The following is a 13,927-nucleotide window of genomic DNA, read 5'->3' on the forward strand; positions in this document are numbered from 1 at the left end:
CTTGTCCGCGTCGAAGCCGGACGCGTACTCGATCTGCGCCGCGATGATCACCGGGGTGAGCAGGTCGCACTTCTTGGCGGCGGCCCTGATCGGCGGCCGGTAGCGCGGGCCGGGCCGCTGGCACGGGACCTGCCAGCGGCCCGGCGGCGGCCCGGGCGTCAGGAACGGGGGACCCGACGCTCGCCGGGCCGCGCGCCGATAACGGTACGCCGCCGAACGGCGATCCGGCGACCGCGGCCCGCCGCGAACCGCCTTCGATCTCTCATGGTCGCGACGGCACCACCCGCTGTCGCGGAACCGGGACGGGCCGGGTGGCGCTGGTCACGGCCGTCTGGAACCGCTTACGGTGATCCCGGACACGCCGTCAGGGTCGGCACGTTCCGTTGGGCGACGACCGGTAGGGGTGGTCCCGGGGTTCGATTTCGGTGCTCGTCCCGGATCCGCCTGGGGTCCTGGCGGCGAGACGCTGAGGCATGCCTGGAACCCGGAACAACGGTGTACTGGCCCTTGGTGGGATCACCCTCGCGGCGTTGCTCGCCGTCATCGGTCACGCCGGCGTGGAAGACCTGGATCCGGTGAGCCTGACCGTCAGCGACTACGCCGTCTCCGACTCCGGCGGCGTCATCCACGTGGCGATGCTGCTGATCGCCGCGGCCTCCGCCGTACTCATCCCGGCCCTGCGCCGCCTCGGCACGCCCACCGGGCGGGGACGGCCGGCAGCCGGCCGGGGGCGGGCCGCCGAGTGGCTGCTGGCGGTCTGGGCCGGCGGGCTGCTGCTGTCCGGGCTGGTGCCCACCAATCCGCCCGGCACCCCCATGGACACCGCCGCCTACGTGCACCGGTACGCCTCGGTGGTCGCCTTCGTGGCCCTGCCGATCGCCGGCTGGCTGCTCGCCGCCCGACTGCCCGCCGACGCCCGCACCGGCCGCTGGCTACGTGCCCTGGCCCTGACCAGCCTGCTCCTCGCCGCGGTCATGGCCTGGTCCGCCTACCCCGGCGAGCGCGCCCTCTACGGCCTCATCGAACGCGCCCTCATCCTCACCGAGATCGCCCTCCTCACCCTCCTGGCCGCCTACTCCAGTTCGTGGAGCATCAGTTGGCGGGCGGCCTCGGTGACCGAGCCGGAGAGGCTCGGGTAGATGGTGATGGTCTGAGCCAGCTCGTTGACGGTGAGGTTGTTCTCCACCGCCATGGTGATGGGGAGGATCAGCTCGCTGGCCTTGGGGGCGACCACCACGCCGCCGATGACCTGACCGCTGGCGGGGCGGCAGAACAGCTTGACGAAACCGTCCGCCACCTCGTCCATCTTCGCCCGGGCGTTGCCGGCCAGCGGCAGCATCACCTGCCGGGCCGGCACCTTGCCCGCGTCCACCTCGTCCTGCGAGACGCCCACCGTGGCCAGCTCCGGGTCGGTGAAGACGTTCGCCGCGACGGTCCGCAGCCGCAGCGGCCGGACCGCCTCGCCGAGCGCGTGCCACATGGCGATCCGGCCCTGCATCGCGGCGACGCTGGCCAGCGGCAGCACACCGGTGCAGTCACCGGCGGCGTAGATGCCGGGCACGTTGGTCCGGGAGACCCGGTCCACGGTCACGTACCCGCCCCGGGCCAGCTCGACGCCGTACTCGGCCAGGCCCAGCTCGGCGGTGTTGGGGATCGAGCCGACCGCGATCAGCGCGTGCGAGCCGTACACCTGGCGACCGTCGGCGAGCGTGACCTCCACGCCGCTGTCGGTCCGGCGTACCCCCTCGGCGCGGGAGTTGTTCAGGATGCTCATGCCCCGGGCGCGGAAGACCCGCTCGATCGCCTGTGCGGCGTCGGCGTCCTCGTGCGGCATCACCCGGTCCCGGCTGGAGACCAGGGTCACCTCGATGCCCATCGCCAGGTACGCGCTGGCGAACTCGGCACCGGTCACGCCGGAACCGACCACGATCAGGTGCTGCGGCAGCTCGGGCAGGTCGTACACCTGCCGCCAGGTCAGGATGCGCTCGCCGTCGGGGACGGCGGTGGGCAGCTGGCGGGGGGTGGCACCGGTGGCGATCAGCACCGTCGAGGCGTCGATCGAGTACGCCGCCTCCTCGTCGCCCGGCGTGACGATCACCCGGTGGGTGTGACCGAGCGTGTCCTCGCCGAGCCGGGCCCGGCCGGAGACGAAGGTGACCCCGGCCTTGAGCAGCTTGGCGTGGATGTCGGCGGACTGTGCCAGGGCGAGTCGCTTGACCCGCTCGTGGACCGCCTGGGCGTCGACCGTGACCGCTTCCAGTCCGTCGGAGTGCACCCCGAACACCTCGGTGTCCCGGTACCCGGTCACCACCTCCGAGCTGGCGATGAACGTCTTCGACGGTACGCAGTCGGAAAGTACGCAGGCCCCGCCGGCACCGTCGGCCTCCACGACGGTGACGTCGGCGTCCAACTGGGCGGCGACCAACGCCGCCTCGTAGCCGGCCGGTCCCCCGCCGATGATCACGATCCGGCTCACCACGACCGCCCCTCGTCCATGCTCACAGTGACTTTCTTCTCCCCGATGTGTCCGACACGCACCGTCGTATTCTCCCCGACGCGCCGGTCGGGCTATCGTCATCGCCGTGCGTCATTACGCCGCCTATGGCTCGAACCTGGACCCCGCCCGAATGCGCGCCTACTGTCCGCATTCGCCGATGGTGGGCGTCGGCTGGCTGGAGGGCTGGCGGCTCACCTTCGCAGGCGAGGACGTCATCGGCTGGGAGGGCGCGGTCAGCACGGTGGCCGAGTCGCTCGGCGACCGGGTGTTCGTGGCGCTCTACGACATCCACCCGTACGACGCGGCGCAGCTGGACGAGATCGAGGGCGTCACCTCCGGCACGTACCGGAAGCTGACCGTACGCATCTCGACGTTGGACGGCGACGTGACGGCCTGGATGTACGTCTTCGACGGCTACGAGGGCGGGTTGCCCACCTCGTGGTACCTGTCCGAGATCGCGAACGCCGCCGAGAAGGCGGGCGCGCCGGACGACTACGTCGTCGAACTGCGGTCCCGCCCCACCGGCACCGCGTCGGCGTAGCGCGTATCCCACCTCCCCAGTCTGCTACCGGCCGCCATCGGGCCGGGCCCCGACCCCGGCCACCGGGGCACTCCGCCCCAATTCGGGCGGTTTGTCAGCCCCCGATGTGCGCCCGCGTCGCAGTCAGCAGCTCCACCAGCTCGGCGCCGTCGGCCGGACCGAGTGCCGCGAACGCGGGCGCGACGAGCCGGTCGGTCACCGCCTCGGCCCACAGCCGACGCCGCACCAGCGGCCCGACCGGCGGGTACGGCGGCGGCCAGCCGCAGGCCACCGCCCCGCTCTCCCCCTCCGGGCCGGCCAGCACCGCCTCCAACGGGGTCATCCCGCTGGCCCGTACGGCGACCAGGTGGGCGCCGGTGAAGTGCTCCCGGAGCAGGCGCAGCCCGGCGGCGACCCGGGCGCCCGGGGTCCGGGCCAGCGACGGCATGGCCCGCCACGCCGCGAACAGCGGCATCCCGCTGGCGTCGGCCGCGGCGACGGCCCGCTCCACCAACGCGGCCAGCCGGTCCACGCGAGGCAGGGCGGCCAGGCGATCCTCGCCCCACCGGCAGCACTCGGCGAGGCTGGCGGCGGCCACCTCGGACGGCCGTACCGTGCGGGCGGCGGCGTCCCAGCCGTCGGCCACCGCGTCGGGGGCGATGAAGCCGAGCGCGGCGGCCACCGTCTCGGCCCGTACGTCACCGAGCGCGCCGGCCCGGCCGGTGATGTAGAAGGCCCAGCCGGAGATGCCGAGCAGCCGGGCCCGGCGCAGGGTGGTGGGGCACCGGTTGTACGCCTCGCCGAGCGCGAGCACCGCCGGCTTGCTGGCCGCGGCCACCTGCTCCGGGGTCATCCCTGCCCGCCCGGGGGTTGGTCGTTGACGGGTCCGCCCGAAGTTCCACCCATGACGAATCAGTCTGCCGGGCCGCCGCCCGCGCCGGCATCCTCCTCCTCGGCGTCCAGTGCCTCCACCGCGGCCTCGACCTCGCCGCTGCGGCGGCGGGCGGCGGTGGCGGCCCGTTCGGCCGCCCGACGGGCCAACCGGGACCGGCTGAGTTCCTGCTCGGCGACGGCCCGGCGGCGTTCCAGCTCGGCCAGTTCCGTCTCCACGGCGTCCAGGGCGGCGACCCCGTCGCGCTCGGCCGCCACCGCGCCGGCGAGGTCCGCCTCGGCCCGTTCCTGGTCGGTACGCGCCCGCGTCAGTTCCTTCTCCAGCGCCTTGCGGCGGCGGGCCCGCTCGGCCCGAGCGGCGCGCTGCGCCTGTTCGGCGCGGAGCGCGCCCCGATCCTGCGAGCGCTGGGTCGGTGCGGGCGGCAACTCCTCCCCGCCGGTCACCAGGCGCAGTTGCGGCCGGGGCACCTCGCCGAACCCGGCGTAGTGAGCGGACCGCAGCAGCCGGCCGGAGCGCACCTGCTCGGCCACCCCGGCGTCGGAGAGGGCGGCGTTCAGGGTCGCCTCGACCTCGGCCAGCGGCAACTTCCCGGTCGACGGGGCCCCCTCGACACCGGCGGCGAGCCGGCGTACCTCGGCGACCAACGCGCCGACCACGGCTCGCCGTTGCGCGGACAACTCCCGCAGGCGCGGACCGCGCAGCTCGCGCTGGGCGGCCCGCAGCGCGTCCGCCAGTTGCACCAGGTCGGCCACCAGTTCGGGCCGTTCGATGGCGAGCAGGTTGACCAGCCAGGCGGCGACCGTGGGCCGGCGCAGCCGGGCGATCTCCCGGGCGGACCGCGGGTCGCCGGCCCGGCGCGCCTCGGCGGCGGCGGCGTCCCGGGCGGTGACGAACCGGTCCGGCGGAGTGCGGTAGAGCTGCTCGACGAGATCGGGGGGTGGGCCGGGCATCGACTCAGCCGTCGATCCGGCTGCCCGGCTCCAGCCGTTGGTACTCGCTGCCGGACAGAGCTCGGTACTGCCGGTCGAGCACGGCGTACCCGTGGTCGTTGAGCAGGGCGTCGTGCAGCGCGAAGACCCGACGCGGGGCCACCGCGCGGATGAAGTCGACCACCTCGGAGAACTTCGACCAGGGCGCGTGGATCGGCGCGAAGAGGGTGTCGACCTGCACGTCGTCCGGGACGACGAGCGAGTCTCCCGGGTGGTAGACGATGTCGTTGACCAGGTAACCGAGGTTATCCACCACCGGGATGTCGGGGTGGATCACCGCGTGCCGCCCGCCGTAGGCCCGGATCGAGACGCCGGCGGCGGTGAACGATTCCCCGGGGGTGACCGGGCGCAGCACCTCGGCCGCGTCGCCGAGTGTGCCGGCCAACGAGGCCGGCGCGTGGATGGCGAACGGACGCCGCTCCAACTGCCGGTTGACCGCCTCGACGTCGAGGTGGTCGGGGTGCTCGTGGGTGATCAGCACCGCGTCGGCCCCGTCCAGCGCCACGGCCGGCTCGCTGAACATTCCGGGATCGACGACCAGCACTCCCCCGTCGTGCTCGACCCGCAGGCACGAGTGGGCGTACTTGGTGAGCCGCATCGTGATGCCTCCCATATCGAATCGTGACGTCCTGAGCGCAGTCTGCCGGAACCCGTGGGACGACGCGTGGCGTCTGAGCTATCACCCGCCGGGGTAGGCGAAAGGGGAACGGGGATGCGAGTGGGAAGAGGCCGCCGTCACGGGACGACGGCGGTGGCGGCAATGGTCGCGCTGCTGGTGTTGGCCGGCTGCGGAGCCGGCAGCGGCAGCGACGACACGGCGGCGACCTCGGAGAACGCGGCCGGAGCGGAAGCGCCGGCCCACGCGCCGGGCGCCGGGGCTCCGGCTCAGGATCAGGCCGGGGCCGGCACGGCGACGGACACCCGGGTCGAGCAGCGCGCGATCATCTACACCGGATCGATCCAGTTGAAGGTGGACGATGTGGAGGCAAGGGCCCGCGAGGCCGTCGCCACGGCCACCCGGGCCGGTGGTTTCGTCGGCGGGGATCAGCGCCGCAGCGCCGACGCCGACGCGGTGGCGGAGTTGCAGCTACGGGTGCCGGCGGCGCGGTTCTACGGAGTCGTGGAGGAACTCGCGGGCCTCGGCGTCCAGGAACGCCGGCAGATCGACACCCAGGACGTCACCGAGGAGACGGTCGACCTCGACGCGCGGATCATCAGCCAGCGGGCCCGGGTGGAGAGTGCGCGTCGGCTGCTCGCCCAGGCCAGCTCGATCGGCGACCTGGTGACCGTGGAGAACGAGCTGGCTCGCCGGGAGGCCGACCTCGCCTCGTTGGAGGCGAAGAAGCGGCGGCTGGGCGACCTGACCGCGCTGTCCACGATCACCGTCACCCTGGTGGGCCCGGACGCGAGCACCGCCGACGAGGAGAACCAGATCGGCTTCCTGGTCGGGCTCAAGGGCGGCTGGAAGGTCTTCCTGGCCTCGATGACCGTGCTGCTCACCGTGCTCGGGGCGGTCCTGCCGTGGCTGCTGGTGTTCGGCGTACCGCTCGGGGCGCTGTGGTGGTGGAGCCGCCGGCGCCGGCGGAACCGGCCTGCGTTGCCGGCGCTGGTCGCGCCGGTCGGCGCGCCGCCACCGCCGGGGGTCGGCGCACCGCCGCCCGGGGTCAGCGCACCGCCGCCAGTGCCTGGAGCGCGGTCTGCACCATGAGCCGTACGCCCGCCGGGATGGCCCGTTCGTCCACGTCGAACGACGCCCGGTGCAGGTCGACGTTCGGCCCGGAGCGGCCGACCCCGAGCCGGGCCAGCGCACCGGGGACGTACTCCAGATACCAGGAGAAGTCCTCGCCGCCCATGCTCTGCGGGGTCTCCGCGACGCCCTCCGGGCCGAGCGCGCTGGTGGTGGCGGCGGTCAGCACCCGGATGGCCTGGGCGTCGTTGCAGACCGGCGGGCGTCCGCGCAGGTACTCCAGGTCGACCGTGGCCCCGGTGGGGGCGATGACGTCCCGGACCACCTGAGAAACGATCTTCGGGGCCATCTCCCAGGCGTCGCGGTCCATCACCCGCAGGGTGCCGGAGGCGGACGCCTCGGACGGGATGACGTTGTACCGGGTGCCGGCGGAGGCGTGGCCGAAGACCAGCAGCAGGCCGCTGTTCGCCGGCACTCTGCGGCTGACCAGGGCGGGCACCTCGGTGATCAGCCGGCCGAGGGCGTCGACCAGGTCGACGGTCAGGTGCGGTCGGGCGGTATGGCCACCCGGCCCGGTGAGCCGGACGGTGACGTTGTCGGCGGCGGCCGTGATCGGCCCCACCCGCAGGCCGACCTTGCCGACCGGCAGGTTCGGGTCGCAGTGCACCGCGAAGATCTGCACCACGTCGTCGAGACCGCCGGCTTCGATCACCTCCAGCGAGCCGCAGGGCAGGATCTCCTCGGCGGGCTGGAAGATCAGCCGGACCCGACCCGGCAGCTCGCCCAGGTCGGCGAGCTGCGCGAGCAGCATGCCGACGCCGAGCATGACCGTGGTGTGCACGTCGTGGCCGCAGGCGTGGCAGACGCCGTCCACCGTGGAGCGGTACGGCACGTCCTTGACGTCGGTCAGCGGCAGCGCGTCGATATCGGCGCGCAGTGCGATCACCGGCCCGTCCGGGCGGCCGTCGATGTCGCAGATGACGCCGTTGCCCTTGGGCAGCAGCCGCGGGTTGAGCCCGGCCAGGGAGAGCTCCCGGGCGATCAGCGCGGCGGTCTCGAACTCCTCGCCGGACAGCTCGGGGTGCGAGTGAATGTGACGGCGGGTGGCGATCAGGCCCGGTACCCGGAGGGCGAGCAGGTGGTCCAGCTCGAAGGGCAGAGGTTGGGCACCGGACGGCGCCTCCGGCCAGGACGGCGCCAGCTGGTTGCCGGTCGGCATCGTCAACGCACTCGTCACGTCGAATTCTTCTCGATCACTAGAAATGGATGGATCATCGGGAACAGCAGACAGCGTAGACCCACGACGGTAACGCTGCGCAACCTCGTTCCGGTGATGATCGGACCGCACAGCGTCACGTATGCCCTGCTGAGAGCGCGCGTAGGTGTGCGGGACAGCAGGTAGATCGCGGTCGAACGCCGTCATCCGCCCCTCACCTCCTACAACGCGTAACCGTGCCCACGGGTTAGAAATCTCTTCGGAACCCATCGCCATCGTTCCGAATTGTCGCATTAGTTACGCCGATTAACTGACGTTACGACAATTACCCGACCACTCCTGGCAACGGACACCCGTGGACGTTCACACGTCCGGACACCCCGCGACCGCACAATCTGTGCGTCAACGAGATCACCCGGGAGCGGAGTACCCTGGACGGCCGCCCCGACACGCTCCGCCAGCGGGAGGCCGCCCCGGCCGGCTCAGAACCGGTCGGTCGGGCGGTACAGGCCCCACACCTCGCGCAGCGCCCCGCACACCTCACCCACGGTGGCGCGCTCGCGCAGCGCCTCCTTCATCGGGTAGAGCACGTTGCCGGTGCCCGACGCGGCGGTACGCAACTCGGCCAGCGCCCGCTCGACGGCGGCACCGTCCCGCTCGGCGCGCAGTTTGGCCAGCCGTTCGGCCTGCGCGGCCTCGATCGCCGGGTCGACCCGCAGCGGCTCGTACGGCTCCTCGGCGTCGATGGCGAACCGGTTGAGCCCGACCACCACCCGCTCGCCCGAGTCGATCTCCTGCGCGATCCGGTACGCGGACTGCTCGATCTCCCGCTTCTGGAAGCCCGCCTCGATGGCGTCCACCGCCGACCCGTGCTCGAAGACGCGGTCCATCAGCGCGTCCGTCGCCGCCTCGATCTCGGCGGTCATCGCCTCGACCACGTACGACCCGGCGAACGGGTCGACGGTGCCGGTGAGATCCGTCTCGTACGCCAGCACCTGCTGGGTACGCAGCGCCAGCCGGGCCGCCTTCTCGGTGGGCAGGGCGATCGCCTCGTCGAAGCTGTTGGTGTGCAGCGACTGGGTGCCGCCGAGCACCGCGCCGAGCCCCTGCACCGCCACCCGGACCAGGTTGACCTCGGGCTGCTGGGCGGTCAGCTGCACGCCCGCGGTCTGGGTGTGGAAGCGCAGCATCATCGACTTCGGGTTCTTCGCCCCGAACTCGTCGCGCATCAGCCGGGCCCAGATCCGCCGCGCGGCGCGGAACTTCGCCACCTCCTCCAGCAGGGTGGTCCGGGCGACGAAGAAGAACGACAACCGGGGGGCGAAGTCGTCCACGGCCAGCCCGGCGGCGATCGCGGCCCGCACATACTCGACCCCGTTGGCCAGGGTGAAAGCGATCTCCTGCACCGGCGAGGCGCCGGCCTCGGCCATGTGGTAGCCCGAGATGGAGATGGTGTTCCACTTCGGCACCTCGGTCCGGCAGTAGCCGAACGTGTCGGCGACCAGCCGCAGCGAGGGCTTCGGCGGGAAGATGTACGTCCCCCGGGCGATGTACTCCTTGAGGATGTCGTTCTGGATGGTGCCGTTCAGCGCCGCGCCCGGCACCCCGTTCTCCTCGGCCACGAGCTGGTAGAGCAGCAGCAGCACCGAGCCGGGCGCGTTGATGGTCATCGAGGTGGAGACCTTGTCCAGCGGGATGCCGTCGAACAGCAACCGCATGTCCTCGATGGAGTCGATGGCCACGCCGACCTTGCCCACCTCGCCGTGCGCGATCGGGTCGTCGGAGTCGTAGCCCATCTGGGTGGGCAGGTCGAAGGCGACCGAGAGACCCATCGTGCCGGCCCGCAACAACTGGTGGTAGCGCGCGTTGGACTCGGTGGCGGTGCCGAAGCCGGCGTACTGGCGCATGGTCCAGGGGCGGGAGGTGTACATGGTGGGGTAGACCCCACGGGTGTACGGGAACTCGCCCGGCACGCCCAGCCGGGAATCCAGGTCACCCGGAAGGTCGGTCGCCGTGTAGACGCCCTTGATCGGGAAACCGGACTCGCTTGACCGCCGTTCGCTCATTACCGGATGGTAGGACGATCGGGCCCGGAACTGGGTGAGGGATACCGCACACCGCACCCGCAGGCGACGACAAGAGGTGAGTGCCTGCACACGTACCGTCGAGTACGGGAAACGTCCGCCGCGCCGGCTTTCGCATCGGGCGTCTGAACCAGCAAGATAGGGGGGTTGTGTCCCAGCCCTCTCGACTTCCCCCGGTGGCTTTTCTGTGACTCAGATCCCGACGTGGAGCGGCGGACCAGTCAGCATCCCCACCAACGGACGCGCGACACCCGGCACCGTCATCGGTGACCGATACTCGTTGCGATCCACGGTGGGCAACGGTGGCATGGGTACGGTCTGGCGGGCCACAGACACACTTCTGCGCCGCGACGTGGCGGTCAAGGAGGTCGTCCTCCCGCCGGGCCTGGCCCCGAGCGACCGCGACGCGATGTACGAACGCACCCTGCGCGAGGCCCGCGCCGCCGCCGCCATCGCCCACCCGGCGGTAGTGCAGGTGTACGACGTGGTCACCGAGGGTGGCCGGCCGTGGATCGTGATGGAGCTGCTCGACGCCCGCAGCCTCGCCGACATGGTGATCGAAGACGGGCCGGTCGCCCAACGGGTGGTCGCCAAGATCGGGATTGCGCTGCTCGGCGCGCTGGAGGTGGCCCACGCGATCGGCGTGCTGCACCGCGACGTCAAGCCCGCCAACGTGCTGATCTGCTCCGACGGCCGGTGCGTGCTGACCGACTTCGGGGTGGCCCGGATGCCCACCGACGTGCAGCTCACCACGCCCGGCATGGTGCTCGGCTCACCGCACTTCATCTCGCCCGAACGGGCCATGGGGCAGGAGTTCGGCCCACCCAGCGACCTGTTCTCGCTGGGTGTGACGCTCTACACCGCGGTGGAGGGCCGGCCGCCCTTCGACCGCGGCGACCCGATCGAGACCATGCACGCGGTGGTGGAGGATCCGCCGGCCCCGCCGCAGCGCAGCGGCCCGCTGACCCGGATGCTGATGGGCCTGCTGGAGAAGGACCCGGCCCGGCGGCTCGACGTGCACACCGCCCGCGCCATGCTGCGCGAGCTGCTCGCCGGGCCGCTGAGCAGCACCGCCGCTGCGGTCAACTCGATGACCGACCCGTACTCGGTGATGCAGGTGCCGCAGCCCGCGCCGGTCACCGCGCCGGCCTCATCGGCGCAGCCCACGCCGTCCGGACAGATCGGCGGCCGGGCGATGCTCGCGCCCGGCGAGTCGCTGACCGACCGGCTGGCCGCGCTGCGCCGGGGCGAGCGCCCCGGCCATGCCGCCGCGGCCAGCGCCGCCTTGATGGAGGACACCAGCGCCGACGCGCTGGCCCGACCGCCGCACCAGGGCGCCGCCAAGTCCCCGCCGGCCGGTCGCACCTACGGCGGCAGTGCCGGCGCGACCCAGCGGATCGGGGCCGACGCGACCCAGCGAATCGGGGCCGACGCGACCCAGCGAATCGGGGCGGACGCCACCCAGCGGATCGGAGCCGACGCCACCCAGCGGATCGGGGCGGGGGCAGCCGGGCCGTACGGCTTCGGGGGTCAGCCGGAGGCGACCCAGCAGCTCGGCGGCGGCTACGGCGGCGTCCAGTGGGCGCCGCCGCCCCACCAGCCGTACGGCGCGCCGCCGACCCCGGCCTCGGGCGGCAGTCCGGTCGACCGGGCGAAGGCCGCCGGCACCCGCCTGGTCGACACCGTCAAGGGCTGGCCGCGCAAGGTGCAGTTGGCCGCGGCCGGCGGCCTCGCGGTGATCCTGCTGATCGGTGCGGTGGCGCTCACCGGCGGCGACGACCCGCCACCGTCCACCCCGGTGGCCGAGCCGCCCGCCACCGCCGAGGAAGCCCCCAGCATCGAGATGCAGGAGCACTCGGCCCGCGGGGTGCAGATGCTGGTGCCCAAGGGCTGGAAGCGGTCCACCGGCGGCGTCTACATCGACTACACCGACCCGGAGAACGACGGCCGCCGGGTGCGCATCCTCAACGAGAAGTGGTCCACGACCTCGGCCCGCTGGGCCGAGGTCGCCGAGAACGGCCTGCGGACCCGGTCGACCTCCTGCGTCAAGCCGTACACCCGGATCGCGATGGAGGAGAAGGAACTCGCCGGCAAGCCGTCTGCCGAGTTCGAGTACACCTGTGGTGAAGGCGACACCATGCGGCACGGCGTGTGGCACGGGGTGGTCCACGACGGGCGGGTCTACTCCTTCTACCTCACCTCGACCGACGCCCAGTTCGAGGAGAGCAAGCCGATCTACACCGAGATGCTCGAGTCGTTCCAGCTCACCGCCGCTGGCTGAGCCGGGGCACGCGACCGTGGTGATCTGTCGCCGTGCTATCAAGAGGCAATGGCGGCGGACACCACTGACATCGAGACCATCCGCGAGCGGGCCGAGCGCTGGCTCGCCGACGACCCCGACCCGGCCGACCGGGCCGAGCTGCGGGCGGTGCTCGACCAACTCCCGGCCAGCGCGCCCGAGCTGGCCGACCGGTTCGCCGGGCCACTGACCTTCGGCACGGCCGGGCTGCGCGGGCCGCTACGGGCCGGGCCCAACGGGATGAACCTCGCGGTGGTGACCCAGGCCGCCGCCGGGCTGGTCGGCTGGCTCGCCGCCCAGGGCGGCACCGGTCCCCTGGTGATCGGGTACGACGCCCGACGCGGCTCCCGCGCGTTCGCCGAACAGACCGCCCGGGTGGCCACCGGGGCGGGACGCCCGGCGCTACTGCTCCCCCGCCCGCTGCCCACCCCCGTGCTCGCGTACGCGGTGCGGCACCTGGGGGCGGTCGCCGGAGTGATGGTGACCGCGAGCCACAACCCGCCGCAGGACAACGGCTACAAGGTGTACCTCGGTGCCGAGCTGGGCGGTGAACTGGGCGCCGGGGCGCAGATCGTGCCGCCGGCCGACGCCGGCATCGAGGCGGCCATCCGCGCGGTCGGCCCGCTGGCCGCAGTGCCGCTCGGCCCCGCCGGGCAGGTGCTCGGCGACGACCTGGCCGCCGCGTACGTCGCGCAGGCGATCGAGGTCGTCGCGCCGGGCGGCCCCCGGGAACTGACCGTCGCCTACACCCCGCTGCACGGCGTCGGTGCGGCGGTGCTCACCGCCGCCTTCGCCGCCGCTGGCTTCCCGGTGCCGGGTGTGGTGCCGGACCAGGCGGAACCGGACCCGGACTTCCCCACCGTGAGCTTCCCCAACCCGGAGGAGCCGGGCGCGGTGGACCGGCTTGTCGCGCTCGCCGATTCCACCGGCGCGGACCTGGCCATCGCCAACGACCCCGACGCCGACCGCTGCGCGGTCGCGGTGCGGGACGGCACGGGCTGGCGGATGCTGCGCGGGGACGAGGTGGGGGTACTGCTCGCCGACCACCTGATGCGGCGCGGGGTGACCGGCCTGTACGCCACCACCATCGTCTCCTCGTCGCTGCTGCGGGCGATGTGCACCGCACGCGGCCTGCCGTACGACGAGACGCTGACCGGGTTCAAATGGATCGTCCGGGCCGGCGGCGGCGCCGAGCCGCTGGTGTTCGGCTACGAGGAGGCACTCGGCTACTGCGTCGCCCCGGGGCACGTCCGGGACAAGGACGGCATCACCGCCGCGCTGACCGTGGCCGAGCTGGCCGCCGGCCTCAAGATGCAGGGCCGCACCCTCACCGACCGGCTGGACGAGCTGGCCGCCGAGTTCGGCGTGCACCACACCGACCAACTCTCGGTACGCGTCGACGACCTGCGGCTGATCGCCGACGCGATGGCCCGGATCCGGGCCGCCACCCCGACCACCCTGCTCGGGCAGCCGGTCACCTCGGCACAGGATCTGCTCCCCGAGGCGGACGTGGTGATCCTGCGTACCGAGCAGGCCCGGGTGGTGATCCGCCCCTCCGGCACCGAGCCGAAGCTCAAGGCGTACCTCGAAGTGGTGGAACCGGTCACCGACGGCGACGTCGCCGCGGCGCGAACCCGCGCGGCGGTTCGCATTCCCGTACCCGCAGCCGGAGCGGACCGGCGGTCGCGGGCAGCGGCACGATGAGCGTCGCGTGCTGGTCGCCCACGGCGCGATGTCCGGGCA

General features: G+C 72.8%; 11 protein-coding genes. 5 read left to right on the forward strand and 6 right to left on the reverse strand.

What is annotated here, in order from left to right:
* Nucleotides 1-473: 473 nt before the first annotated feature.
* Nucleotides 474-1,139: a DUF998 domain-containing protein gene (locus tag AB0M52_RS19055; protein WP_363955135.1), complete on the forward strand. Its 666-nt coding sequence runs from the start codon at nt 474-476 to the stop codon at nt 1,137-1,139.
* On the opposite strand, the gene AB0M52_RS19060 is transcribed toward AB0M52_RS19055, so the two are convergent.
* A complete protein-coding gene (locus tag AB0M52_RS19060; protein WP_363955162.1) occupies nt 1,073-2,476 on the reverse strand; it encodes an NAD(P)H-quinone dehydrogenase in 1,404 nt (467 codons plus the stop codon). The two genes, AB0M52_RS19055 and AB0M52_RS19060, sit on opposite strands and share 67 nt — an antisense overlap.
* Before the next feature lie 106 nt (nt 2,477-2,582).
* Between AB0M52_RS19060 and AB0M52_RS19065 the strand changes: the two genes are divergently transcribed.
* On the forward strand, nt 2,583-3,038 hold the full coding sequence (locus AB0M52_RS19065) for a gamma-glutamylcyclotransferase (protein WP_363955137.1): 456 nt from the start codon (nt 2,583-2,585) through the stop codon (nt 3,036-3,038).
* Nucleotides 3,039-3,132: 94 nt separating this feature from the next.
* Here AB0M52_RS19065 and AB0M52_RS19070 read toward each other — a convergent pair whose 3' ends face one another.
* From AB0M52_RS19070 to AB0M52_RS19080, 3 genes are read right to left on the reverse strand one after another with little or no spacing between them, the layout of a single operon-like run.
* Nucleotides 3,133-3,870, reverse strand: a complete 738-nt coding sequence (locus AB0M52_RS19070; RefSeq protein WP_363955139.1) for a hypothetical protein — start codon at nt 3,868-3,870, stop codon at nt 3,133-3,135.
* Between the two features lie 59 nt (nt 3,871-3,929).
* Complete coding sequence (locus tag AB0M52_RS19075; protein ID WP_363955142.1) at nt 3,930-4,859, reverse strand: hypothetical protein; 930 nt, start codon at nt 4,857-4,859, stop codon at nt 3,930-3,932.
* A 4-nt stretch (nt 4,860-4,863) separates the two neighbouring features.
* Nucleotides 4,864-5,496 (reverse strand): MBL fold metallo-hydrolase, encoded by a 633-nt coding sequence (locus tag AB0M52_RS19080; protein ID WP_363955145.1) that lies wholly within the window; start codon nt 5,494-5,496, stop codon nt 4,864-4,866.
* Nucleotides 5,497-5,610: 114 nt separating this feature from the next.
* On the opposite strand from AB0M52_RS19080, the gene AB0M52_RS19085 reads away from it, so the two are divergent.
* Nucleotides 5,611-6,606: a DUF4349 domain-containing protein gene (locus tag AB0M52_RS19085; RefSeq protein WP_363955148.1), complete on the forward strand. Its 996-nt coding sequence runs from the start codon at nt 5,611-5,613 to the stop codon at nt 6,604-6,606.
* On the opposite strand, the gene AB0M52_RS19090 is transcribed toward AB0M52_RS19085, so the two are convergent.
* Nucleotides 6,563-7,822 (reverse strand): amidohydrolase, encoded by a 1,260-nt coding sequence (locus AB0M52_RS19090; protein ID WP_363955150.1) that lies wholly within the window; start codon nt 7,820-7,822, stop codon nt 6,563-6,565. The two genes, AB0M52_RS19085 and AB0M52_RS19090, sit on opposite strands and share 44 nt — an antisense overlap.
* Nucleotides 7,823-8,283: 461 nt before the next feature.
* On the reverse strand, nt 8,284-9,867 hold the full coding sequence (locus AB0M52_RS19095; RefSeq protein WP_363955153.1) for a methylmalonyl-CoA mutase family protein: 1,584 nt from the start codon (nt 9,865-9,867) through the stop codon (nt 8,284-8,286).
* A gap of 205 nt (nt 9,868-10,072) precedes the next feature.
* Between AB0M52_RS19095 and AB0M52_RS19100 the strand changes: the two genes are divergently transcribed.
* Both AB0M52_RS19100 and AB0M52_RS19105 read left to right on the forward strand, forming a co-directional pair.
* A complete protein-coding gene (locus tag AB0M52_RS19100; RefSeq protein WP_363955156.1) occupies nt 10,073-12,166 on the forward strand; it encodes a protein kinase in 2,094 nt (697 codons plus the stop codon).
* A gap of 48 nt (nt 12,167-12,214) precedes the next feature.
* Nucleotides 12,215-13,888 (forward strand): phospho-sugar mutase, encoded by a 1,674-nt coding sequence (locus AB0M52_RS19105; protein WP_363955159.1) that lies wholly within the window; start codon nt 12,215-12,217, stop codon nt 13,886-13,888.
* Nucleotides 13,889-13,927 lie beyond the last annotated feature (39 nt).

The sequence above is a fragment of the Micromonospora sp. NPDC051296 genome (assembly GCF_040682255.1).
In the GTDB taxonomy this organism is placed as follows: Bacteria; Actinomycetota; Actinomycetes; order Mycobacteriales; family Micromonosporaceae; genus Micromonospora; species Micromonospora craterilacus.

Excerpts from the sequence above, each read along its gene's own strand:
- AB0M52_RS19055 (WP_363955135.1), top strand. The coding sequence starts at position 474 with ATGCCTGGAACCCGGAACAACGGTGTACTGGCCCTTGGTGGGATCACC.
- AB0M52_RS19070 (WP_363955139.1), bottom strand. The coding sequence starts at position 3,870 with ATGACCCCGGAGCAGGTGGCCGCGGCCAGCAAGCCGGCGGTGCTCGCG.
- AB0M52_RS19075 (WP_363955142.1), bottom strand. The coding sequence starts at position 4,859 with ATGCCCGGCCCACCCCCCGATCTCGTCGAGCAGCTCTACCGCACTCCG.
- AB0M52_RS19080 (WP_363955145.1), bottom strand. The coding sequence starts at position 5,496 with ATGCGGCTCACCAAGTACGCCCACTCGTGCCTGCGGGTCGAGCACGAC.
- AB0M52_RS19085 (WP_363955148.1), top strand. The coding sequence starts at position 5,611 with ATGCGAGTGGGAAGAGGCCGCCGTCACGGGACGACGGCGGTGGCGGCA.
- AB0M52_RS19095 (WP_363955153.1), bottom strand. The coding sequence starts at position 9,867 with ATGAGCGAACGGCGGTCAAGCGAGTCCGGTTTCCCGATCAAGGGCGTC.
- AB0M52_RS19105 (WP_363955159.1), top strand. The coding sequence starts at position 12,215 with ATGGCGGCGGACACCACTGACATCGAGACCATCCGCGAGCGGGCCGAG.